Raw genomic sequence first — 26,751 nt, forward strand, 5'->3', positions numbered from 1 at the left:
TTTATTCACCCAGAAATTTGGCCAGCTGCTTTTCATAGCCGGTGACGATTGCGATCAGGTTGCGGTGATAGCGGCCGGCGATCCTGGCGACATCCTCTTCGCTGAAACGCTTGCGGTCGAATGCCAGCCGCACCCAGGTTTGCTCTTCCGGCACCACGAATACGCGCAGCGGGAAGTGCCAGCCATCGGCCCAGGTGGAAGCGACTGCGCGGATCGGCAGTGCCGCTTCGCCGGATTGCGCGCGCGGGATGTTCTCGAAAATGAAATTGCTCGAGTACAGTTCTTCCGGCGCGATGTCTTGACCTGCGCCGGCTTCGCTTGCCAGCGCGGCAAGTCGAGCCAGCGGCAAACCGCTATGAGCCTGCGCGTTGGCGTTGGCTTCATGCACCGCCAGCAGCAGTTCGGCAACGCTCGCTGCCGGAGTAACCTGCATGCGCACCGGCAGCGAGTTGGTGCATTGGCCGATGACCTCGGATATGCCTTCATAGTCGGCGGTGCGGCCGTGCACCGTGACGCCATACACGATGTCGCGGCTATGCCCCAGTTGTGCCAGCGACAATGCCCACGCCGCCTGATAAATGGCATTGGCGGTGGTGCGCGTGGCACGGGCGCATTCCTGGACATGCTGCAGCGTGGTCGGGTCGAGCGTGAACTGTTGCTCGCCGTAGGCATCTTCTCCCTCAGCCAGCAGCGGCTGCGGCGACATCAGCTGTTGCAGCGGGTCGGCATGGCGGTAAGCGTTGAAAACCTTGCGCCAGTGCGCTTCGTCGAGAGCAGTCGGCTGGGCGGCGAGCCAGTCGAGATAGCGTCCGAAATTCGTGCCATGCGGCGGAGGCGGCAATTCCGCGCCGCTGCCGATGGCAAACAGGCAAGCCATCAGGTCGGCGCTCAGCATGCTGGACGTCCAGCCGTCGAGAATGATCTGATGCTGCGACAACAGCACGGCAAAACGCATGGCATGCGGCGACAGGATGACATGGTAAAGTCGCAGAGCCGGAGCCTGCGCGAGATCGTAGTAAGTCGTGCGGTCGCGCGCCATCAATTCCTGCAGCGCCTTTTGCTGCGCGGCCGGGTCAAGCTGCGAATAATCCAGCGCCGTCACGGCAAAATCGGCATGACGGCATACCACCTGTACCGGCGCTCCGTTGGCGTCTTCCAGGAAGCGGCTGCGCAAGGGCTGATGACGTGCCACCAAGGCCTGCCAGGCTTTTTCCAGCAAGCCGCGGTCGAGCGGCCCTTCCATCACCGATAGCGCCTGGACGATGTTGCCGTGTTTGCCGGCCCGGAAGCGGCGATAGATTTCCGTCTGCAATGCGGTCAGGCCATAGCTTGCGTCCACTTGTTGGGGATCGATGCCGTGCTTTGCCAGCAATGCGGCATCGAGCGCTGCGGCCGGTCGAGCCTGCTGCATTTGCTCGGTTGCGGCATCGGACTCGTTGGCAGCGTCATTTCCTGCCCCTGCTGCTTTCGCTGCTTCCGCCTTCTTCAGGAATTGCGCCACTTGCGCGATCGTGGGCGTGGTGAACATCTGCTTGGGATCGATGAGCAAGCCCATCTTTTTCGCCTTGACGACGATCTTCACACCCAGCAGCGATTCGCCGCCAAGCTCGAAGAAGTTGTCGTTGACGCCGATCTTGCCGATGCCGAGGGTTTCCTGCCAAATGGAAGCCAGCAGCTTTTCTTCCGGCGTGGATGGCGCGACGTATTCAGTCGACAGGCTCGGGCGTTCGTACAATTCCAGGCTGCCGGATGAAGCTGCGGTTTCTACATCGTCACTTACATCGCTGTCTTTGATCAGCGCCTCGCCCAGCGTACTGTTCTTGCGGCGCAGCTGGTGAAAATCGACCGTCGAGATGATGGCCTGCGACTGGCCGGCCGCAAGTACGCGGTGAATCACTTCGATGCCTTCGCGGGGCAGGATGGCGTTCTTGTTTTCCTGCAGGCGCTGCAACAGGGCGGCATCGCCCTGCGCGCGTGCAAGCTGCTGCGGCGTGCTCCAGATATCCCAATCAATCGAGACGAAGCGCGTGGCTGCTTTGCCATCCTTGCCCTTATTGCGGCGTTGCGATTGTGCCAGCGCATCCAGCCAGGCACAGGCGCTGACATAGCCAACCAGCCCGTAACCGGTGGTCGCCACCGACATCGAAGAGCACAGCACCACCAGTTCAAGCTGATCTTCTTCCAGCGCTGCCAGCAGGTTCTTGGTGCCTCGGACCTTCGGCGCGAGCACCGCTTCGATGATGTCGCGCGAGGTTTCCCGGATCGGCACGAATTCGCCATAGCCGGCGCAATGCACAAGGCCATCGATGCGGCCGAATCGCGCGCGGGCCTGTGCCAAGGCTGCCTGTACCTGCACGGCATCATTCACATCCGCTTGCAGCAGCAAGACTTGTGCGCCCGCAGCCTGCAGGGAGCGAATGCCGCGAACCTGTTCCTTTATCAGCGCATCCGCTGCTTCATCGGCAAGAAGCGCATCCCACAGCGATTCGGCCGGGAAGGCAGCGCGCTGCAGCAACACCAGCCGAGCCTGCCGCGCGGCCAGAGCCTGGGAATGGACCATGCCGACGCCACCCAGGCCGCCGGTGACGATATAGACGCCCTGTTCGCGGATGGGTAAATCTTCCGCTGCCGGCTTGGCCGTGGCCAAGGGGATGTAATCGAGAATGAAGCGCAAGCCGTTGCGCAGTGCGACGGATTCACTTGCACCATTGCCTGCCTGCTCAAGCTGCGCGATCAGTCGCTGCAGTTCGGCGGCAATAGCCTGCGCGGCGGCACTGGTATCCATCAACGAATTGCCGCCTGACTGCAGATCGAACGTCGTAAAGCGAATATTGGGAAACTCGTATGGAATCACGCGAGCCGGGCCGGTTATCAGCGCCTGGCTGCAATCCACTTCGTCGTTCGCCAGCACCGCTTCGCGGTTCACGGTAAGGGCAAGAATCGGCAAAGTGACATTGATCTGGCAGGTGTCGATGGCTTGCGCCAGGTAGACGAAGCTCAGGTGCGAATCCGTCATGCGCGCAGTATCATCGGAGGCATCAGAGCGTTGTTCCAGGCTCCAGCAATGCAGCACCACCTGTGGAAGCTGCTGACGTGCCTGAAGTTGTTCCAGTAGGCGACGGTAGTCTTCTGCGTTGGCGGGGTCGATGCGATACGCTTGACTGCCAGGTTGCCCGCTGATCTCACCAAAGCCATCGCCTTGCGTAACGCTTACTACCCGAGCCCCTTGTTGCCGCAGCAATTCCAATGCAGCCGCACCGGTTCCCTTCGAATCGACAAAGGCCAGCACCGTCGATGCGCCGACATTTTCAGTTGTATCGAATGGCAAATCCTGCAGGCGCCAGGAAGGTTGCCAGAACCACTCGCCAACCGGGAGCTTGGCACCCGCTTGCGGTGCGTGCTTGCGGTTTTCCACCCAGTAGCGCTTGCGTTCGAATGGATAAGTCGGCAGCGCGATACGCTTGCGTTGTTCCTCGCCATGGAAGGCTTTCCAGTCCGGTGTCACGCCAGCCAGCCAGAGCTTGCCCATGGTTTCGAGCAAGTGGAACTGGTCATCTTTCTCTTCCTTCACGTGACGCAGGCTATTCAGCAACACGCTCTGCGAATTCGGCTGCAACTGGCTGCGCACGAAGCTGCACAAGGCATTGCCGGGGCCGACCTCCAGGAACACGCTGTTGTCATCCTTGAGCAGCGTGGCTACGCCATCGGAAAAACGCACAGGTTGACGCAGGTGGTTTTTCCAGTAGGCGGCGGTAGCGATCTCTGCAGGGTCGGCCCAGCCACCCGACATGTTGGAAATGAAGGGAATAGCAGGCTTGCCGAACTTGATGGTGGGTAGGAACTGGCCGAATTCCTGCAGGATCGGATCGACCATCGGCGAGTGCCCAGCCGTATCGATCAACAGCTTTTTGTATTCGATTTCGCGCTTCGAGAGAATTTCCTCGAATTCCTGCATCGGGCCGATGCGCCCGGCGACGACGCAGCGGCCCGGATCGTTGATGGTGGCGATCGACACGCCGTCGATCAGAAGCTGCTGCACTTCCTCTGCCGGCAGCGTCACGCTCAGCATGCTGCCCTTTTCAATTTTCTCGAACAGCGCGCCCCGGCAGCAGATCAGGCTGACTGCATCTTCCAGGCTGAAGACGCCGGCAATGCAGGCGGCAATGTATTCGCCCAGGCTGTGACCGATCAGGGCATCGGGCTTGACTCCCCATGACATCCAAAGTCTAGCCAGGCTGTATTCGACGGCAAACAGCGCGCCGAAGAAGTTCTTGGGCTTTTGCAGCGTCGCGGCGTTCGCTTCGGCTTGCGCGGCATCCGGATAAATCAGCCCAACCAGGTCCAGGCCGATCTTGCGGCGGAACAGTGCCGCACACTCATCCATGCTGGCGCGGAAGGCCGGCTCCTGCTCATACAGGTCGCGCGCCATGTCGACATGCTGGGTTCCCCCTCCAGGAAACATGAACACGACCTTGCGCGGCTTGTCCGACGCGCGTCCGGTGATGCCTTTGGCCGGCGCAACCTGCCCAGCCAAGCGAGGTGGCATGTCGTCCTGCAAGACGAATGCGCGGCGGAAGGCAAACGGCTTGCGGCCAACCTGCAGCGTATAGGCGGCATCAGCCAGTTTTTCACTGTCGGCATGCTTCATCCAGTCGGCCAGATTGTCCGTCATGCGGTCCAGCGCAGCCGGCGTCTTGGCGGACAACACCAGCAATTGCCAGGGACGGCTTTCCGACGATTCCGTTTCGGGCGGCTCTTCCAGCACGATATGCGCATTCGTGCCGCCGATACCCAGCGAGCTGACGCCGGCGCGAGCAGGATGCTCGCCCTCCTCGATGCGCTCGAGCTTGTCGATGACGTAAAACGGGCTGTTTTCGATATCCAGCTTGGGATTCGGTTTTTCGAAATTCAGGCTTTCGGGAATCACCTTGTTTTTCAAGGCCAGCGAAGCCTTGATGACGCTGGCCGCTCCGGCCGCCATGCCAAGATGGCCGATATTGGTCTTGACCGAGCCGATGCCGCAGAAATTCTTTTTATCCGTCTGCAGGCGGAAGGCGCGCGTAAGCGCGGTGAATTCGATCGGGTCGCCAAGTTCGGTGGCCGTGCCGTGCGCCTCGATGAAGCGGATGGTGTCGGGCTCGACTCCGGCCACTGCCTGCGCCTCGGCGATGATATTGGTCTGGCCGACGATGCTGGGCGCGGTATAGCCGATCTTTTCCGAACCGTCATTGTTGACTGCCGAACCCTTGATGACCGCATAGATCGTGTCATTGTCGGCTAGCGCATCTTCCATTCTCTTCAAGAGCACGAAGCAGGTGCCGGCGCCGCCGACAGTACCCTTGCCCTTTTCATCGAAGGCGCGGCAATAGCCATCCGGCGAGCTGTAGCCGCCCTGGTGATAGATATGGCCGGTACAGTTGGGCGTGGCGATATGCGAACCACCGGCCAGGGCCATCTTGGATTCGCCATTCAAGAGGCTCTGGCATGCCAGGTGAATGCATACGAGCGAAGTCGAGCAGGCCGTGCCCAGCGCGATGCTCGGGCCATTCAGGTTCAGCTTGTAGGAGATCCGCGAAGCGAACATATCCTTGTCGACGCTGATCTGCGTATCCAGTGCATCCCCGGCCGAGGTTGCCTCGTCGCCTTTCAACAGGTTGAAGATGAAATAGGTGCTCATGTTCACGCCGGCGAACACGCCGATGCTGCCATTGACCGATTCCGGCGTATAACCCGCATGCTCCAGCGTTTGCCACGCGACTTCGAGGGCGAAACGATGCTGCGGGTCGAGATTGGCCGCCTCGCGCGGATTCATTTCAAAGAAATGCGCGTCGAACTTGTCCTGGTCTGGGATGAAGCCGGCGGCGGGCACGAAGTTGGGGTCATCCAGCGCGGCCTGGGATACGCCCATGCGTTCCAGTTCTTCTCTTGAAAAACGGGTGATGCAATCCGTCGAGCTGACCAGGTTGGCCCAGAATTGTTCGACATTCTCGGCCTTCGGAAAACGCCCGGCCATGCCGATGATGGCGATGTCGTTGTTGACGCCATCGTAGCCGTCGTCGTTGTTATCGTCGTAATCGTCGTTGTGGTTCATTGTTTTTAAATTACTCATCCGGTAAAACTGATATTAGCGTGCGACCTTGCGTTCGCGCGAACGGTTTCGACGCTGCATTGCAGCGCGCCTTTCCTGCCCGGCCGCCCTTGCCGCGTCTGCTGCGCTGTTCCCTGCCGGCCCATCGCCGCCCTGTCCGCTCTGCTGGCCGATAAAGGCAGCAAGCTTCTCGACGGTAGTCGAATTGAACAGTTCAACCATCGGGAATTGCACATTGAGCTGCTCCTGGATCTCGTGGTGCAGTTTGACGATCAGGAGCGAATTGGCGCCGACGTCGAAGAAGTTGTCGCGAACGCCGATCGGCTCGGTAATGCCGAACACTTCGCTGGCAATGCGTGTCAGCGTCGTTTCGATCTCGTCGCGTGGCGCCACCTTTTCCGCACGCGCAGGCCCTGCCGCCACCATGTTGCGTCGCAATGCGGCGGTATCGACATTGCCGTCTTCCTTCAAAGGCAACGCCTCCATCTGGTGATAGCTGACTTCAACCGGATTGCCGAACTCGTCACGCGGCACGCTTCCCGCCGCCACTTCGCGTGCGAGATCCGGTTCGTTGCCGGTGAAATAGCAAAGAATCGGACGCTGCCGTAGGCGTACGCAATCGACATGCCGCTGAACGTTCGGACGGGTATCGTCCAGGCCGATCAGCACATTGCCGCAACCGTGCCACAGCGCGGCCAGCAGCGAATTCATGCCTTGCGCGACCTTGATGGGCGTGAAACCGAGCGAGCGCGACAGGCCTTCCGCTTCGCGGTACTGGCGGCCCATGCCGGTGTCATGCCACAGGCTCCAGGAAATACTCACGCTCCTGACGGCAGCATTGTTCGACACAGCTTCGACGAACGCTTCCTGATAGCGGTTGGCGATGTTGTACGCCGCCATGCCACTGCCGCCGAAATGCGCATTGACCGACGAGAAGTTGACGAACAGGGCATTGCCGCGTTGTTCGCAGATGCGATACAACACACGCGTGCCCAGTGTCTTGGGACGCAAGGTGTCGTGCAGGCTGTGAATGGTTTGCGTTGCCATCGCTTCCTCGCGGGCCAGACCCGCGAGATGGAAAACGCCGGCAAGTTTTTGCTGCCAGCCCGCCTCGGCTTCATCCACGGCTTTCTCGATGGCGCGGTAATCGCAAGTATCCGCGCCGACGTAGCTGACGCTGCCCAAGCGCTGCAGATCTTCCAGCATGTCGAGTTTTTCCGCGCTCAGCTCGGTTTGCGGCGTCCTGCCAACCAGCAGCAGGCGCGCGCCGAACTGGCGAAGCATCGTGCGCGCCAGCGCGAAGGCAATGCCGCCTAGGCCACCGGAAATCAGATAGGCGCCACCGGTCTGCAGCTGCATGCCGCCCTTGTCATTGCCGGAATCCTTGGCCAGGTCTTGCCGGCGCAGGCGCGAGACGTAACGGCGACCGGCGCGGTATGCCACTTCTTCATCGGCATGAATAGCGCCCGCTTCCTTAGCCACTTGCGCAGCTTGCATGGCGAGGTCAGTTTCATCTGTCGCCGCCGCCAGATCGACATGGCGGCAATGCAGCCATGGGAACTCCTTGCTCAAGGTCTTCAGCAATGCGAGCGCGGACGCCTTATCCGGATTCAAGGTTTCATCCACGGCTACACGCTGAGCGCCGCGCCCGACCCAGATCCAGCGCATTGGCATCGCGTTCTGCTGCGACGCCAATGCCTGTGCCAGGTACCAGGCTGAATACAAGCCGATCGAATCGGCCAGCGGCGCGCGGCTCATCAAGGCATCCTTGCCCGACGAGGAACTGTCGCAATCCCACAGGCTGATCACGCGCTCGATCGTCAGCGAGCGGCCCGCGAGCGACTTCAGCATCTGCACATAGTGTTCCGACAGCGCCGGATTGATACGGAAGCTGTCGCCATTTTCCTGGAAGCCCTGTCCTGCCGATACCGTTACGACCTGGCCGGACAGGTGCAGCCTTTCCGCAATGCCGCTGCGGTCGGCAAATACCAGCGTGACACCATTGCCGGGCAGCGCAAGCACGTTGCCGAGCTGTTTCTTTACCCAGGCCTTGCTAAAGAACCAGTCGGGCAGCGTATTGTCATTACGCTCCGCGATATCCAGCGCGCGCAAGGCATGGTCGAATTCCCCGCGATTGAATGCGCCGGCCAGTTGAGAAAGCTGGATCTTGCCGATTTCCGTCTTCGGCACCTGGTCTTTTTCCAGCGGCACGATATAGGAAGGATTGACGCCAATCTTCTCCATTACCGCCTGGCGAATTTGGCGGATGAGTTCGGAGAGCTCTCCGCCTTTTTTAACGCTGTGGAAGAAGATCGCCAGCTGGTCGCTATTGCTGCCGTCGCGGCGCACCGCGCATGCTGCGGTGTAAGACACCGTCACTCCCGGCACGGCTTCCACTACCTCGGCAATCTCGTGGCTATAGAAATTGACACCATTGATGATGATGATGTCTTTTTCACGTCCCGTGATGGTCAGTTCGCCGCCTTCGATGAAAGCAAGGTCGCCCGTCTTGAACCAGCCATCGGCGGTAAAGGCATCGCGGTTGATCGCTTCGCCGCCGAGATAGCCGTGCGTGACGGTCACGCCCGAGACTTGCAGGCGGCCGGATTGCCCTTCCATCATCGGCTGGTCATTGCCGTCGACAATACGCATGTTGACGCCCGGGATCGGCTTGCCGACCGAGACGAAGACGGTATCGTCGCTGCCGTAAGTAAGCTTCAAACGGCTGGAATAGGTCACGCCGGAAGAAATTTCGGACATGCCGTATACCGGCTTGACGCAGTCATCTCCGAGGCCATATGCCTGCAGCAGCTCGATGAAGGTCTGCGTGGTCTTCGGCACCACCGCTTCCGCGCCGTTGAGCATGAACTTCAGGCAGCTCAGGTCAAACCGGCCTTGTTTGAGCTGATCCTGGCGATCGACGATGAGCGAGAAGGCAAAGTTCGGCGCCCAGGTGATATTGATGCGGTGGCGATCGATCAGCTGCAGCCAGCGAAGTGGGTCGGCCAGGATGTAATCGGTATCGGCCTGCACCTGCGTTGCGCCGGTATGGATATCGCGGATATGGAAATAGATGATGCCGCCGACGTGGTCGAGCGCCATCCAGTTCAACGACGGCATGCCGGCATGGAAACCGTTCATCTGCACCGAGCCCATGCTGCGGCCGATCAGGTTGGCGTGCGACAGCTGCACGCCCTTGGGCATGCCGGTACTGCCGGAAGTCAGCATGATCAGGGCGACATCGTCGCTGGAGCCGCGATGGAATTCGCGCGCCGGTTCCTCGTCATACATCGCGCCGATTGCGTGCACCGTGAAATCCGCGATGCCTTCCAGCGTGCCGATATTGCGCACGCCTTCGACAATGGTGTCGCCCGCCAGGACGATGGCTTTGTCCATCATCCTCCAGGCATGGGCGATCTTCAAGGTTTGCGCATTGCTGCTGCGGTAGTTCTTCGCTGCCGCAATCGGCACCGGAATAAAGCCGCCCAGCGCGCAAGCCCAGAACGCGGCGATAAAGTCTTCGCTGCGGGCAAACTGGAAAATCACCTTGTCACCGGCGGCGATGCCGGTACCGCGCAAGCCGCTCAGTACGCATTGCGCGCGGTGCAGCAGCTCGGGATACGACAGCTCTGCTGTGGAGTTGTCAGCGTAATAGAAGCTGATGCCGCGATCCGGGTGCGACATGGCGGTGTGGATCAGCATGTCGGCAAGCACCGCCGGCTGATGAGGCGTACCGATGATCGCATCGCTGATGATTACGGCCGGAACGTCGGATACCGGGCGGTTGTCGCCCTTTTTCGCCTTCCTGACCTGCGGTGTTGTCGCCGCAGTCATGCCGCGCGCTTCTGGAGGCAGCAAGTCGAACAGGTGCGATACCGACTGCGCGTCTTCTGCAGCCTGTTCCAGGAGGATCGCTTGCCGGACTTTGGTATTGCTCGCGACTTCTTGCGCCCAGTTTTTCAGCGTTGCCTGGTTATGCACGGCCAGTTTCTGCAGCTGACGTGCATTGATCGCGCCATGGCGGGTCAGCGGAATCGCCGGTACCTTGACACATGCCAGCAGGCTGACGCCATGCATGCCGCCTTCCGTCAGGTAAGCGTTGCTAGCTTCCTCATCAGGCATTTCGCCGTCACATACCATGTACGCGACAAGTTGATGCCCCTTGCCTGGATGCGTGCGAACCATTATGTGGCAATCCTGCATGCCAGGCATCTGAAGCAAGCATTGTTCAACAGCACGCGGATAAACCAGCTGGCCATCGATCAATGCCACGTCGTCCGGCGTGCTCAACAATACGAGGCCTCGCGACGTTTCGCGGGCGGTAAAGCCGGTCGCGGCCGGCGATTCGCCGTCAACGACATGCAGATGCAGCTGGCCGATGGCCCCCATGGGCACTGCCCTGCCTTCGCTATCGGTAAGCGAATAGGCAACGGTTTCATTTCCGACAGCCTGTGCCACATGCAGGGCCTTCAGCAAGGGATAGTCTGCCCAGGCCAGCGATGAGCGCGGTGCTGACTCGACAGCCAGTGGCAGGCTCGCCAGGCGCTGTTGCGGATTTTCCGCAATGGCGCGCAACAGATGCAGGTAAGCCGCGACATAGCCAAGGATCGATTCAGGCCTGAACAGATCGGTATTGAACTCGAAGCTCGCGTCCATGCCGTTTTCGTTGTCGAGGATTTCCAGCAGCAGGTCGAACTTGGATGTCTTGTTCTCCAATGCCACATTGCTGATTTCGATGCCAGGCAGGTTGAATTTGCCTTCGGCCATATTCTGCAGCGAGAACGAAACCTGGAACAGTGGCGAACGTGACGGATCACGCTCCGGCAGCACGAGATCCACTACCTTCTCGAACGGAATGTCCTGGTGTGAATACGCTTCCAGCGTGGTCTGGCGTACCTGTTCGAGCAGCGCGGTGAATTCAGGATTGCCTTCCAGGTCTGACCGCAATACCAGCGTATTGGCGAAGAAGCCAATCAGCGGCTCGATCTCGGCGCGCACCCGGTTGGCGACCGGCGTGCCGATGCTGATATCGGTATCGCCTGAATAACGCGACAGCATGACATTGAAGGCCGTCAGCAACGTCATGAACAGGGTCGCACCATGACGCTTGCTCAAGTCTTCGAGGCTCGCGCGCAGATCGGCGTCGATGGCGAACTTCAGGCGGTCACCATTGTAGGTCTGGTTTTTCGGGCGGTCGAAATCCAGCGGCAGCGACAGCGTCGCCTGGTCTTTCAGCTTCTCGGTCCAGTAGCCGCCCTGATTTGCCAGCAGCGCGCCTTGCAGGTGTTCGATCTGCCAAACGGAGAAATCGGCGTACTGCACAGGCAAAGGCGAAAGCGCCGGTTTTTCGCCCTGAACGATGGCGGCATACAGGGCACTCACCTCCCGGATCAGCACGGTGATCGACCAGCCGTCCGAGATAATGTGATGCATGTTGATGAAGAGACGATGTTCGTCATCGGCGAGGCGGAACAACACGGCGCGCAGCAGCACGTCACTGTCAAGCTTGAAGCCGGTTTGCAGCTGGCGCCCGATATGTCCGGCCAGCTGGCTTTCCTTTTCCTCTGTGGTTGCGCCATCCAGTTCGACGACATCCATTGACCAGTCGATTGCCGCATGAATTTGCTGCATGCCGCGGCCATCCTGGGCAATGAAGTTCGTCCGCAGCACTTCGTGACGCTCGATCAGGGCCAGAAAGGCCTTTTCCAGCGCGGCCGCATCCAGTCTGCCGCTCACCTTCAACAGGCTCGGCATATGATAGAAATTGCTGTTTTCCTCGTATCGGTCGAGAAACCACAGGCGCTGCTGCGCATAGGACAAGGGCACCAGGTCACGCTTTTCCAGCACCCGGATCGGACGGTCGGCACAGGCGGCGTTGGCCCTGGTCACCAGTTCGGCGAGGCCTTCGATGGTGGCATGCTCAAAGAACTGCTGGAGCGACAACTCGACCCCGAACTCCGCGCGGATCCGCGATACGGTCTTGGTCGCCAGCAGCGAATGCCCGCCCAGCTCGAAAAAATTGTGCCGCACGCCGAGCTCGCGCATGCCGAGAATATCTTCCCAGATGGCGGCCAGGCGCCGTTCGACGGCATTGCGCGGAGCGACATGACGCCCATCCTCGTTTTCCTCGATCGGATAGGAGCACAATGCCAGCCGGTCAATCTTTCGGTTCGGCGTCAACGGCATCGCATCCAGCCGCACGAACAGGGACGGCACCATGTAATTCGGCAGCCGGTCGCCCACCACTTTGCGCAGCTCGGCTGCACCGATTTCCGCCGCCTCGTTGAGCGTATAGAAGCAAACCAGCCTTGCCAGTCCTTGCTGGTCGTCGCGGCTGGTAACCACCGCTTCCAGCACGCCGGGAATCGCGCGCAAGACATCCTCGATTTCTGTCAATTCGACACGGAAGCCGCGGATGCTGACCTGAAAATCCTCGCGCCCGATGAATTCGATTTCCCCGTTCGGCAGATATCGTCCGAGATCACCCGTCTTGTACATGCGCGAACCCGGCATGTCCGAGAACGGATTCGGGATGAAGCTCCTGGCGGTCGCCACCGGATCGTCGACGTAGCCAGTCGCCAGTCCCACGCCAGCGGTATGGATCTCCGCGATGACGCCGATCGGCACCTGCTTGAGGCTTTCATCCAGCAGGTACATCTGCGTATTCGGGAATGGCTTGCCGATGGTGAGTTTTTCGCCAATCTGCTTGTATTCATATAGGGTCGAGCCGATCGACACTTCCGAATTGCCATACATATTCAGGAAGCGCACGCCGGCGCGTGTCCACTTCTCCACCACGGCATCGTTGCAGGGCTCAGCCGACGAGATCACGGTCTTCAGGCTGGATGGCATGCGCTCCACCGGCATGGTGGAAAGCAGCGACACTGGCCAGGTCGCATGCGTGATCTGGTTTTCCTCAAGGAGGTCGTACAATGGCTCGTCCGGCAATGCCTGCTTCGGCGTGACGCTGTATAGCGTGCCGCCCGGCACCCATGCCATGAACGCACCCCACAGCGCAATCGAAAAGCTCAGCGAAGCGAACTGCAGCACGCGGCAGTCCGGAGTGAGCAAGCCCGCCCACTCGTGCGACACGGCCATGTTGCGGAAGGCGCGATGACCGACCAGGATGCCCTTGGGCTTGCCGGTCGTGCCGGAAGTAAAGAGGATGTAGGCCGAGTGATCCGCGCCGATACGCGGAGGATTGAAGATCGGCTGCGACTGAATGCTTTCCCTGTCGGTATCCAGGCAAATCACTTCCGCATCACAGCCTGCGAACAATGGCGCGATCGACGACAGCGTCAGGATGATCTTCGGCCTGGCGACCTCCAGCATGCGGGCGATGCGGTCTTTCGGATAGTTCACGTCCAGCGGGACGTAAGTGCCGCCCGACTTGAATGCAGCCAGGCAGCCGATACCCGCCCAGGTGGAGCGCTCGACGCTAACGCCGATGCGGACTTCCGGTCCGACGCCGCGGCTTTGCAGGAAATGCGCCAGGCGATTGGCGCGCGCATTCAATTCCGCGTAGCTGAAGCGGTCATCGCCGCAAACGTAGGCCAGCTTGTTCGGCGCACGCTCGACAGCGCGCTCGAACAGGTGGTGCATGCACTCGTCCTGCGGATAGGCGATCGTCGTCGCGTTCCACTGCCTGACCTGTTCCATTTCTTCCGCCGTCACGACCGAAAGATGCTCGATCGGGGTCGTGGCGTCAGACAGCGCTGCTGCCAGTACGGTCTGATAATGGCGGGCGATACGGGCCACCGTCTGTTCGCTGAAGATATCGGTAGCGTACTCGATGACGCCACCGATGCCGTCGGCGCTTTCCGCCAGGGAGAAATTCAGGTCCAGTTTGGCGCTCTGCGTGGGAATGTTCAGCAATTCGCTGCGCAGCCCGGCAAACGAACTGGTCTGTGCCATCTGCTGGTTATGCAGGCGGAACATCACCTGGAATATCGGCGGCACGCCCAGGCTGCGCTCCGGCTGCACCGCTTCCACGACGCCGTCAAACGGCACGCTGCCGTTGCTGAAGGCTTCGAGTGCTTCTTCACCAACGTTGGCAACGAGCTGCTGGAAGCTCTGCTTGGGATTGACGCGGCAGCGGATCACCAGGGTGTTCGCGAAACAGCCGATCATGTCTTCCAGCTCGCGTTGCGGACGGTTGGCGACCGCCGTGCCGACCGGGACATCGTCGGTGCGACCGTAACGCGACAACAGGATCGCCAGGCCGGCCAACAGCAGGTTGTAAAGCGTCGTGTTGTGCTGGCGGGCGTACTGGTTCAGACGCGCCGACAAGGCAAATGGCAATGCGATCGCCAGCTCTCTGCCGCGATAACTCTGCAACGGCGGGCGCGGATAGTCCAGCGGCAGATTCAGCAAAGGCGCCAGCCCAGCCAGCTTATCCTTCCAGAATGCCGTCTGGCGGTCATATACCGCGCCGATTACTTTGCGATGCTGCCACTCCGAGTAATCGCCATACTGCAGCGCCAGTTCAGGCAACGGATTGCCGGCGCCGCTGCTGAAGGCGGTGTACAGCTCGGTCAGTTCGCGCACCAGCACATTCAGCGACCAGCCATCGGCAACGACATGATGGACCACCAGCGTCACGACGTGGCTGCCGTCATCGACCTGCAACAGGCGGGCGCGGATCGGCAGCTCGCGCGCCAGGTCGAACACGTGCAGGAAATCGGCCCGCACGGCTTGTTCCACTTCCGCCGCCGACAAGGCCAGCACCGCGAGCCTGACATCGGGACTCGCCACGACCTGTTGCGCCGGTTCTCCATCCTTGACCGGAAATAGCGTGCGCAGCGATTCATGCCGTTCGATCAGGCTGCGCAGGCTCTGTTCCAGCGCCTTGACATCCAGCGTGCCGAAGAGACGCATGGCGAACGGGATGTTGTAGGTATGGCTGCCGCCTTCGAGCTGATGCAGGAACCAGTAAGGCTTCTGGTCCAGCGACAGCGGGATGAGGCCGCTTCCTTCGCGCGGCGTAATCGGCGGAAGGCCGGCTTCTCCTTGCGAGTCGAGGCCGGACAGGTAATTCGCAAGCGACTCGATCGTGTTGTGCGTGAACAGGTCCTTGATCGACATCGGCAAGCCAAGGCCATCCTTGATGCGAGCCACGACCTGCACCGCCAGCAATGAATGCCCGCCGATCTCGAAGAAATTGCGGGTGATACCGATTTCCTGCAGTCCCAGCACTTCCGACCAGATCGCCGCCAGTGCTCTTTCCAGATCACTCCGGGGTGCGACAAAGCTTAGATCCTGGCTGTCATCGATCGACATCTTCGCGAGCGCCAGGCGGTCTACCTTGCGATTCGGCGTCAGCGGCATGGCATCCAGGCGCACGAACAGTGACGGCACCATGTAGCTGGGCAGCTTGGCCGCGACCAGCTCGCGCAATTGCGCTGCCGAGGCGGAGCTTGCGTCCGCCCGTTCCACGTAGAAGCAGACAAGTCTGGCGACCTGGCTGGCATCCTGCTGGCTGACCACGACCACTTCGGCAATTCCCGCCGCTTCGCGCAAGACGCTTTCGATCTCCGCCAACTCGACACGGAAGCCGCGGATGCTGACCTGGAAGTCTTCCCGCCCGATGTATTCGATCTCGCCATTCGGCAAATACCGGCCGAGATCGCCGGTCTTGTACAGGCGTCCGTTCTCGTCGCGGGAGAATGGATTGCAGATGAAGCTCTTGGCCGTCGCCTCGGGATTGTCGAAGTAGCACGTCGCCAGGCCGGCGCCCGCCGTATGGATTTCCGCGATGACGCCGACCGGCACCTGGCGCAAATGCTTGTCGAGCAGGTACATCCGCGTATTCGGGAATGCCACGCCGATGGTCAGTTTCTGTCCAACCTTGTGGTACTCGTACAGCGTCGAACCCAGCGACACTTCGGAGTTGCCGTACATGTTCAGGAAACGCACGCCACGCGCTGTCCAGCGCGCCACCACGGCGTCATTGCAAGGCTCGGCGGAAGAAATAATGGTTTGCAGGCTGGCAGGGATGCGTTCGACCGGCAGAGTGGACAGGAGCGAAACTGGCCAGGTGGCATGCGTCACCTGCTCGCGCTGCAGCAATTCGTACAGCGCTTCGCCCGGCATGGCCTGTTCGTCGTTGGCGGCGATCAGCGTCGCGCCCGGCACCCAGGCCATGAAGCTATCCCACATCGAAATCGAGAAGCTCAGCGAGGCAAACTGCAGGACGCGGTTGCCGGCGCCGTGCAGCTTCGCCCAGCGGTGCGATTCCGCCATGTTGCGGAAAGCACGATGGCCTACCAGGATCGCTTTCGGACGACCGGTAGTGCCGGAAGTGAACAGGATATAGGCGGCATGGTCGGCGCCGATCGCCGCAGGATTGTGCGTCGGCTGCGCCGCCAGTTCCCTCTCGATCTGATCGACCAATACAAGCTTGGCAGCCACGCCCGCGAACAGGCCGGCGATCTCCGGCACGCTCAGGATGAATTGCGGCTTGACGACGTCGAGCATGACGTCGATGCGTTCCTTCGGGTATTTCGGATCGAGCGGAACATAGGTGCCCCCCGACTTGAAGACGGCCAGCATGCAGATCGCAGCCCAGGCTGTGCGTCCGACACTCACGCCGACCTTGACCTCCGGGCCTACACCCAGGGTTCGCAGATAATGCGCCAGGCGGTTGGCGCGCTCATTTAATTCGGCATACGTCAGGCGGACATCGCCGCAGACATAGGCAAGGTTGTCCGGCGCATGGGCAGCGCTAGTCTCGAACAGCTGGTACATGCACTCGTCCTGCGGATACGGCGCATCCGTATCGTTCCACTGCTCGACGAGATCGAACTCTTCCCTGGACAACAGATTCAGGCTTTCGATCGGCGCCTGGCTATCCACCATGGCCGACTCCAGCAGCAGCTGGAAATGGCGCGCGATGCGGCGGATCGTCTTTTCCGTAAAGAGATCGGTGGCGTATTCGATCACCCCTTCCAGGCCCGACTCGGTTTCCACCAGCGAGAAATTCAGATCCAGCTTGGCGCTGTCGCTGGCAATCGCAATGCGTTCGACCTTCATGCCGGCGAAGCCGATGCCCTCGCCGCTGCGCTGGTTATGCAGGCGGAACATCACCTGGAAAATCGGCGGCACGCCCAGGCTGCGTTCCGGCTGGACGGCGTCCACGACCACGTCGAACGGCACGCCTGCATGTTCGTAGGCGGCAAACACCGCGCCATTCACGCGCTTGACCAGCTCGACGAAGCTCAGCTCCTGCTCGACCCGGTTGCGGATCACCAGGGTATTGGCGAAGCAGCCGATCAGCGGCTCCAGATCGGTTTGCGAGCGGTTGGCAATCGCCGTGCCGATAGCGATATCGTCATTGCGGCTATAGCGGGACAGCAGCACGTTCAGGCCCGCCATTAGTGTGTTGAACAGCGTGGTCTTATTCTTTCGCGCAAACTCGTTCAATGCGCGCGTCAGCTCGAACGGCAAGGCAAACGCCACTTCCTGCCCGCGGTAACTCTGCACCGGCGGGCGCGGGAAATCGGTCGGCAAGTCGAGCATCGGCGGCACGCCCTTGAGCGTGTCGCGCCAGTACACCACCTGTTTTTCAAAATGTTCGCCTTCCAGGACATTTTTCTGCCACAGCGCATAATCACCGTACTGCACCGGCAAGGGCGACAGCGGATTGCTCTGGCCCGCAACGATGGCATTGTAGATTTCGGACAGATCCCGGATCAGGATATCCAGCGACCAGCCGTCGGCCATGGTGTGATGCAGCAGGATGGTCAGCACATGATCGTCTTCGAAAATCTTGTGCAGTACCGCGCGGATCGGAATTTCCTTCCTCAGGTCCAGGACATAACGCGCATCCAGCTCGATTTGCCGGTCAAGCACTTCCTTGTAGCGGTTTTCCTTGCGCTCATCGACATGCAGAACGAATTCCGGAGAAGCCATCACCTGTTGAGACGGCTGGCCATTCTCGACCACCAATACGGTGCGCAAGCTTTCATGACGCGCGATCAGCTCGGCGAAGCTGCGTTCCAGCGCGCCGATATCGAGGCGGCCATTCAGGCGAATCGCCGCCGGAATGTTGTAGGTGGCGCTGCCGCCTTCGAGTTCGTACAGGAACCAGTAGGATTGCTGTTCCAGCGACAGCGGCAAGATATCTCCACCCGCACGCGGCGTAACCAGCGGCATGCTTGTCTTGCTGCAGTCATCCGCAGCCAATTCCTCCAGGCGTCGTGCCAGCGAGGCGATACTGGTATAGACGAACAGGTCGGCGACTTTCATCTGTACGCCGAACTGTTCCTTGATACGCGAAATCGCCTGAATCGCCAACAGTGAATTGCCGCCGAGGTCGAAGAAATTATGGTGTACGCCGATGCTGTCGAGACCCAGCAAACCGCTCCAGATGGCAGCCAATGCTTCTTCGCTGGCATTGCGCGGCGCCACGAATTCGGTCTGCACCAGGCTGGCGACGTCCGGCTCAGGCAGACGCTTGCGATCGACCTTGCCGTTCGGCGTCATGGGGAAGCATTCCATCAGCACGAAAGCGGATGGAACCATATAGTTGGGCATCGATGCCGCCAGGCTGGCGCGCAGCGATTCCGGCGTCGCCGCCGCATCTGCGGCCACGATGTACGCCACCAGGCGCGGCTGTTGGTCCTTGTCCTTGTGCACCACCACGGCCACGTCCGCCACGCCGGGCTGGCGTGCCAGACTGGCTTCGATTTCACCCAGCTCGATACGGAAACCGCGAATCTTGACCTGGCTGTCCATGCGGCCGATGAATTCGAGATTGCCATCGGCGCGCAGGCGCACCAGGTCTCCCGTGGCGTACAACTTGCCGTCGCCGAAAGGATTGTCGACAAACTTCTCGCTGTTGAGCTCATCCCTGCCCAGGTAGCCGCGGCCCACGCCGCGTCCGCCGACGAACAATTGCCCGGCCACGCCGTGCGGCACTGGCTGCATCGCATCGTCGAGCACATGCAACTGCACGCCGCGCATCGGCCGCCCCATGTGCACGACGTCGGTATCCGGCGTTAGCAATGCCATGCTGGAGCAAACCGATGTTTCCGACGGACCGTAAGCATTGTAGAACGCGCGTCCTTGCGCCCATTCGCGCACGAGACCAATCGGGCAATGTTCGCCCGCCACCGTAAGATGACGGATGGATTGCCACTTGTCGCGTTCCAGCACCGGCAGCAATGCCGGCGGCAAGGTCGCGTGCGTGATGCCGTTGCCTGCAACGTAATCCGACAGTTCAGGGCCCGACTGCACCAGCTCGCGCGGCACGATATGCAGCGTCGCCCCCGCGCACAGCGCCATGAAGATTTCCGAAGTGGCGGCGTCGAAAGCGAAAGAGGCAAACTGCAGCAGGCGACTTTCCGGTTCAACGTGGAAGAATTCCGCCTGGGCCTGCGCCAGGTTCGACAAGCCCTGGTGCATCAGCAGGGATGCCTTGGGATTGCCGGTCGAACCAGAGGTGTAAATCACATAGGCCAGGGATTGCGGCATCAGGCCGATCTTGTCCGGATCGATATTATTCTCAGGGAGGCCGTTCGTAATCTGGTCATCGTCCATGATGACCAGGCGCTGTCCCGATACCGGCAGCAAATCCGCCAGCGCAGACTGGATCAGCACGGTCTTGGCGCCACAATCTTCCAGCATGTAGCGCAGCCGGTCGGCAGGATACGACGGATCAAAGGGCACGTAAGCGCCGCCCGCCTTGAGAATCGCGAGCAGCCCCACCACCATGTCCGGCGAGCGGTCCACGCACAAACCGACCAGCGTATCGGGCCGAACACCGAGGCCGACGAGATAATGCGCCAGCTTGTTGGCGCGGCGGTTCAACTCTGCATAACTGACCTCTTCATCACCAAAACGCAGCGCCGCAGCCTGCGGCATGCGCTCAGCCTGGGCTTCGAACAACAGGTGGCTGCAGGCAGGAGGGAATGCATCGTTCGCCAATGCGTTGGCATGCCCCATCAAGGAAGCGCGCTCATGCTCGGACACCAGCGGCAGTTGCTTGACCGATTGTTGGGGTTGGGCCGCAACCGCATTCAGCAGCACGCCGAAGCTCTCGGCCATGCGCTGGATGGACGATTCTTCGAACAGGTCGGTGGCGTATTCCCACGACAATTTCAGGCCGCGATCCGACTCCACCACATTCAAGGTCAGATCGAACTTGGTCAAACCGGCCGTCTCGCGGATACCCGACGAAGTCAGGTTCGGCAATTCCAGGCGGTTTTCGCCGCCGCTCTGGAATACCAGCATGACCTGGAACAGCTGGTTGAAGCTTTGACTGCGCTCGACCTGCAACTCGTTGACGAGCATTTCGAACGGCAAATCCTGGTGTTCATAGGCATCCGTAAACGTTGCCATGCTTTGCTGCAGGAGCCCGATGAAATCCGGGTTTTCCGATAAATCGCTGCGCAAAACCAGCGTGTTGACGAACAGGCCGACCAGCGGCTCCAATTCGCTCAGTTCACGGTTTGCAACCGGCGTGCCGACGACAATATCGGATTCGCCGCTGAATCGGTGAAGCAGGCTGGCAAACGCGGCATGCAAAACCGTGAACAAGGTGGTCCCCTGCTCATTGGCGAGACGTTTCAGGCGCGCTGTCAGCTCATGCGGCAGCATCTGCTCCACGGCAGCGCCACGATAACTGGGCAATGCCGGCCGTGCACGGTCCAGCGGGAGATTGTGCACGCTGGGCAATTGAGCCAGCTGAGTGCGCCAGTACGAACGCAACGCCTCCAGGCGAGTGCCCGACAATGTTTGGGTTTGCCAGGCCGCGTAATCCGCATATTGGATCGGCAAGGCTGGCAGTTCTGCAGTGCGTCCTTCCGTGAAGGCGCCGTACAGCTCCGACAGTTCTTTTACCAGGATGGCGCTGGACCATCCATCGCTGGCGATATGATGCATCGTCACGAGAAGCGTATGGCGCGAAACGGACAAGCGGACCAGCGTCGCGCGCAGCATCAGGTCGGATGAAAGATCGAACTGGCGCAACGCCTCATTTCTCACGGCATCTTCACGCGCCTCATCCTGCGCAGCCCCGGCCAGGCTGGACAAATCGACCTTGGCCAACTGGAAATCGACCTGCTCGCGTATCTCCTGATAAGGCACGCCATCCTGCGCCCTATACACCGTGCGCAGAATCTCATGGCGAGCGATAAAGGCATCGAAGGCGCGTTCGAGCGCGGCCTCATCGATTTTGCCTTCCAGGTCGATCGCAGCCGGCATGTTGTACTGTGCCGAATGCTCATCCAACTGGTTGACCACCCACATGCGCTGCTGGGCATGCGACAAGGCCAGCGGGCCGCCGCGCTGTACATGCGGGATGCATGCCACTTCGGACCGTTCGATCCCGGCGGCGAGGTCGATCAGCGCAGCCAGCGCATGGAGTTCCTGCGCCTCGAACACATTACGAATGGCAAAGGCGATTCGCCACTGTTCGCGGATCCGCGCCACCATCCTCGCTGCCAGCAGCGAGTGGCCGCCGATATGGAAGAAATTCGACTTGCCATGCACTTCCGCGCCGTCGAGCAGTTTGCTCCAGATGGCGGCAAGTGACTTCTCCGTCGGTGTAGCGAGTGCCTGGTATTCGGTGAAGTTCGGCTTCACAGGTTCCGGCAGCGCCTTGCGGTCGACCTTGCCGCTGTTATTTCGCGGCAGCGCCGGCAAGCTGACGAATATCGAAGGCACCATATATTCGGGCAACGCCTGAGCCAGGCGCGCACGCAAATCGTCATGCGACAAGTTGGCGTCGGCAGCGACCACGTACGCCACCAGGCGTTGCATGCCATCGCCGCCCTTCACCGCCACCGCGCTTTCGACCACGCCAGTCTGCTCGGCGAGCACTTTTTCGATCTCGCCCAGTTCAATGCGCTGGCCGCGGATCTTGATCTGCTCATCGATACGCGCAATGAATTCCAGCTGGCCGCCTGGCAGATAGCGCACCAGGTCGCCTGTCTTGTACAGCTTCGGGCTGTCGTGGGTGTTGAACGGATTATCGACGAACCGCTGCGCTGTCAGTTCGGGTTGGTGCAGGTAGCCCGGGCTCAGGCCGGCGCCGGCAATGTGCAACTCGCCGGCCACGCCCATCGGCACCGGCTGCAACTGGGCATCCAGCACATAGAACTGCAGATTGCTGACCGGCCGCCCGATCGGCACGTAGCCTTGCGCGCGCGCCGGCAGGTTGCCCATGTCGAACCAGCTGGCATTGATGCTGCATTCCGTCGGACCGTAAAGGTTGATCACCTTCCCGGCAAGCCGCTGTGCCTGCCGCGCCAGGTCGACCGGCAACGCTTCGCCACCGAGGAAAATCCTGCGCAGCGACGTCACCTTGCCGATGGCGGGAGCCGCCAGCATGGCGCGCAATAGCGCCGGCACCGCCTGCAGCTGGGTGATTTTCTCGTTGACGATGGTTTCGACCAGATAGTCGACGTCCTGATGACCATCCGGGGCGGCCAGCACCAGTTGCGCACCGCTGATCAGCGGCGCCCAGATTTCCCATACCGAAGCATCGAAGCTGAACGGCGTTTTTTGCAGCATGCGGTCATCCGCCTGCATCGGGAACTGGTTGAGTACCCAGCCCATCTGGTTGCAGATTGCCGCATGGCTGATCGGCACACCTTTGGGGCGGCCCGTCGAACCTGAGGTGTAAATAACATAGGCCAGGTCGTCGCAGTCCGTTTCGACTTTCGGATCCGTGCCCGGCCAGATATACGATGCCAGTGGCTGTGCCGGGTCGAGCAGAATCGCCGGGACTTCCATGCCGGCGAAAATATTTTCCAGCACGGGCCGTGTTACCAGCACCGCAGCCCTGGATTGCTCCAGCATGTAACGCAGGCGCTCGGCCGGATAATTCGGATCGAGCGGCAGATAGGCGCCACCGGCTTTCAGGATAGCCAGCATGCCGACCACCATATCGAGCGAACGCTCGACGCACAGGCCGACGATGGAATTCGCCGACACGCCGCGCGCAATCAGGCAATGCGCCAGGCGGTTGGCTTGCACTTCCAGATCGGCGAAAGTGAGCCGCTCATTGCCTGCGACGACTGCCGGCGCATCCGGTGTCTTGGCCAGCTGGCGTGAAAACAGATGATGCAGCCGCTCGGGCTGGCGGAAAGTTTTTTCGGTATCGTTCCAGAGTTCGAGCAGGGTATGCCGCTCGTCGACATCCAGCAGCGGCAGCTGGCTCAGCCGTGCAGCTGGCGCACGGACGATGGCGACAAGCAGCCGGCGGAAGTGCGCAGCCAGCCGCAGGATGGTGGCTTCATCGAACAATTCGGTCTTGTACTCGATATGCCCGCTCAAGCCCTCCGAAGTTTCCTGCAGCTCCAGGGTCAGGTCGAATTTCGACGTGCCGGAAACTGTTGCATGCCTGGAGACCTCCAGGCCATTCAACGAGAGATTCCCTTGCGCAGCATCCTGCAGCACGAACATCACCTGGAACAGCGGCGAAGTGGAAAGATCGCGCTCGGGCGTAACCAGATCGACGACTTTCTCAAACGGCAGATCCTGATGCGCATAGGCATCAACCGTAGTCTTGCGCACCGACTTCAGCAGCGCGCCGAATTCCGGATCGCCGCCATAGTTCGCGCGCAAGGCCAATGTATTGACGAAGAAGCCGATGAGTTCGCGGATTTCGGGATGGTTGCGGTTGGCGATTGGACTGCCGATACAGAAGTCATCCTGGCCGCTATATTTATGCAACAACGTGCCGAAAGCAGCCAACAGGGTCATGTAAAGCGTGGCGCCCTGTTCGCGTGCGACGGACTTTAATGCGCCGGTCAATTCGCTATCGATTTGCAGCGCGATCGTATTGCCGGCATGCCCAGGCCGCGCCGGACGCACCCGGTCCGTCGGCAAATTCAAGGGCATCACTCCTTGCAGCTGACCTTTCCAGTACGCTTCCTGGCGCGAGAGCACATCTCCTTGCAAGTACTGCTGCTGCCATGCCGCATAGTCCGCATATTGCACAGGCAGCGCGGCAAGCGGCGATGCCTTGCCGCTGTCGAAGGCTGCGTACAACGCGGACAGTTCCCGCATCAGCACAGCAACGGACCAACCGTCGGAAATAATATGGTGCATGCACACCACGAGCGCATGGCTGCCGTCCGGCTGCTTGTAGAGATTGGCGCGGAAGAGAATATCCTGCGACAGGTCGAAAACGTAGTGCAGGTCGCGCGCAATGGCATCGTCGATTTCTGCCTGGTTGCGGTCGCTGAGATCCATGACCGACAGCTTCCAGTCGCTAGCCTCATCCACGACCTGTACGGCCTGGTCACCATGCATCACGAAACGGGTGCGCAAGGCAACATGGCGGCGGAAAATCTCCCGGAATGCCATATCCAGCGCAGCGACATTCAGCTCCCCGCGTATGCCGAGCACGCCGGCAATGTTATAGAGCGAACTCGCCTCATACTGCATCAGGAACCACATGCGCTGCTGCGCATACGATAATGGCAGGTTCTGGCTCGTGACACCTTCGCGAGCCATCGGAACGATGCGCTGCCGCTGTCCGGAAGCGGAAACGTTACTCAGCGCGTCATTGAGAAATCCTGCCAGCGCAGAAACGGTCTCGTGCTCGAACAAGTGCTGCACCTGCAGGGCGACGTCCGTATCCTCCGCCACATGCGCAGCCAGGCGTGTCAATGCCAAGGAGTCCAGGCCATAGCCAAGCACGGGAACGTCACGCCTGATCGATCCGGCAGGCAGCTGCGCAAATGCTTCGAACACCGCCGCCAGATAATTTTCAACCCGGACGAGACGTTCTTGCGGTTCCAGCGAGTCCCAGGACGACCGGTCAAAACTCGGCAGCTCGCCTTCGGCCGGTTCATCCGACTTGTCGATGCGGGCAATGGCGTCGATCTCACCTGCGAGGAATAGCTTCTTGCAAGCCTGGCGCTGCACTTTGCCGCTCGAAGTCTTCGGCAATTGCCCCGGCTTGATGAACAGGATGTTGTGGACCTGCAGCTCGTGCTGCATGACCACCGCCTGCTGGATGGCACGCGCCAGCAGGTCGGGATCCATGCTGCGCAAGTGCGTCCTTCTGACTTCGAGCACCACGACCAGCTGCTCCTCGCCGTCTTCGACGATCGTGAAAACCGCCGCGCCATTCGGCATGAAGGCTTCATGCGATTCGAATGCCGTCAGTTCGATGTCCTGCGGATAATGATTCATGCCGCGGATGATCACCACATCCTTCAAGCGGCCGGCGATGAACAGCTCCCCATCGTGCACAAAACCGAGGTCGCCTGTGCGCAGATACGGGCCTTCACCGGTATCGGCAAGCCGTGCCGCGAAAGTGGCAGCCGTGGCATCCGGCTTTTGCCAATATCCCTTGGCATTACTGTCACCGTACGCCCAGATCTCGCCGACTTCCCGATCCGCGCAACGGGTCAGCGTCTCCGGATTCACGATCAGCACACCCTGCTCGCAGCGCGAATAGCCGCAGCTGGCCAGTTCATGGCTTTCTTCAGGCGTGCCGGCCAATGGCACAACGCGATTTTTCTGTAGTTCCTCGCGGTCGAAAGACGAGGTGCGTGCGCCCTGCCCCGGCTCGATGCCGGTGATCAGCAGCGTCGTTTCCGCCATGCCGTAACAGGCGTAATGCGCGGATGGATCAAAGCCACAGGCACCGAATCGCTTGCTGAAGGCACGCTGCGACTCAGGACGGATAGGCTCGGCGCCGTTGAATGCCACGTTCCAGGAGCGCAGATCCAGCTGGGCCAGTTCGTCATCCTTGACGCTGCCGACGCACAGGTCATAAGCAAAGTTCGGTCCGCCGCTGGTGGTGGCACGGTAAGTCGAAATCGCCTCGAGCCAGCGCAACGGATGCTGCAGGAACGAGGCGGGAGCCATCAGTGTTGCCGGAATGCCGGCGTAGACCGGCTGCAGGACATTGCCGATCAAGCCCATGTCATGGAACAGCGGCAGCCAGCCGACCACCACGGTTTCCGGCCCATGGCCCATGGCGGTATAGATGCTGCGCGAGTTGGCCATCAGGTTGCCATGGCTGACCATGACGCCCTTCGGGTCACCAGTCGAGCCGGACGTGTATTGCAGGAATGCGATGTCATCCGTACCGATTTGAGGCAGGGACGTTTTATCTGCGAGCGGCGCGACAGCGTCGATCTTATCGGTGATCAGCCAGTCGAGCGAGGACAGCTCAGCCACTTCCGCAAATTGCGGCTCGGCGATGGCCTGGGTCTGCGAATCGGTCAGTGCTACCCTGGCCTGGCAGTTCTGCACCAGTGATTTCAACCGCCCCAGCTTTTGATTGCGCTTGGGCGGATAGCCCGGCACGGCGATGACGCCGGCGTAAAGACAACCAAAATAGGCTTCGATGAATTCGAGTCCCGACGGATACAGCATCAAGGCCCGGTCGCCCGGACGGCAGATTTGCAGGAGATGCTCGGCAATACGACGCGCGCGGGCATCAAGCTCGGCAAAGGTGATAGTTTTTTCTTCGATGCCAGTGGCTGAATAGGAAAGGAAACGGAAGGCTAATGCATCGCCCTTCTCTCTTGCCCGGTAAGACAGCAGATCTACGAATGTCTTGATCTCTTCAGGCGCCACCGGATGCATGTTGTTCCTTTCTTGTTCTTAGTCAAATAGTGCAAATTATTATTTTTGCTGCGCCGCACACAACATTAAGTTGCCAAAAAGTATATTGTGGCACTGCACAATTGATT

2 protein-coding genes are annotated in these 26,751 nt (G+C 60.4%); both read right to left on the reverse strand.

All coding sequences use genetic code 11. From position 1 onward, the window contains the following. Window position 1: 1 nt before the first annotated feature. Window positions 2-6,091 carry a type I polyketide synthase gene (locus tag EDC30_RS02020; RefSeq protein WP_165973698.1) on the reverse strand — a complete coding sequence of 2,030 codons (6,090 nt, stop codon included), beginning with the start codon at window positions 6,089-6,091 and terminating at the stop codon, window positions 2-4. Between the two features lie 33 nt (window positions 6,092-6,124). After that, the gene (locus EDC30_RS02025; protein ID WP_132256772.1) at window positions 6,125-26,644 is read right to left on the reverse strand and encodes a non-ribosomal peptide synthase/polyketide synthase; all 20,520 of its coding nucleotides are present in this window, start codon (window positions 26,642-26,644) and stop codon (window positions 6,125-6,127) included. Between the last annotated feature and the right edge of the window lie 107 nt (window positions 26,645-26,751).

The sequence above is a fragment of the Paucimonas lemoignei genome (assembly GCF_004342585.1).
In the GTDB taxonomy this organism is placed as follows: domain Bacteria; phylum Pseudomonadota; class Gammaproteobacteria; order Burkholderiales; family Burkholderiaceae_D; genus Paucimonas; species Paucimonas lemoignei.

Excerpts from the sequence above, each read along its gene's own strand:
- EDC30_RS02020 (WP_165973698.1), bottom strand. The coding sequence starts at position 6,091 with ATGAACCACAACGACGATTACGACGATAACAACGACGACGGCTACGAT.
- EDC30_RS02025 (WP_132256772.1), bottom strand. The coding sequence starts at position 26,644 with ATGCATCCGGTGGCGCCTGAAGAGATCAAGACATTCGTAGATCTGCTG.